Source organism: Streptomyces caelestis (genome assembly GCF_001279005.1).
Lineage (GTDB): Bacteria > Actinomycetota > Actinomycetes > Streptomycetales > Streptomycetaceae > Streptomyces > Streptomyces heliomycini.
This window is the reverse complement of the sequence record NZ_LGCN01000095.1, coordinates 1-351: the sequence shown is the minus strand read 5'-3', so window position 1 is coordinate 351 and position 351 is coordinate 1. Positions and strand designations below refer to the sequence as shown.

Annotated in this window: 1 protein-coding gene; it reads left to right on the top strand. The window is 73.2% G+C overall.

The genetic code is table 11. The features are described from left to right. On the top strand, window positions 1-351 hold a 351-nt coding region (locus ADK41_RS09360), incomplete at both ends, for an AMP-binding protein (protein ID WP_159043954.1).

The window sequence follows — 351 nt, the reverse complement described above, 5'->3', positions numbered from 1 at the left end:
GCCGAGGGGTCCGTCACCGGGTTGTGGCTGACGGTCGGGCTGTTCCGGCTGGTCGCCGAGGAGGACCCGGCGGCCTTCGCCGGGCTGCGCGAGGTGTGGACCGGTGGTGACGTGGTGCCGCCCGAGGCGGTACGACGGGTCATGGACGCCTGTCCGGGCCTCCAGGTCGTCAACGGGTACGGGCCCACCGAGACCACCACCTTCGCCAGTTCCCACCCGGTCCGCCGTCCGTTCGACTACGCGGGTGCGCTGCCCATCGGCCGTCCCCTGGACAACACCCGGCTCTACGTCCTCGACGAGCACCTCGGCCTGGTCGCCCCGGGCGTCCCGGGCGAGCTGTACATCGCCGGC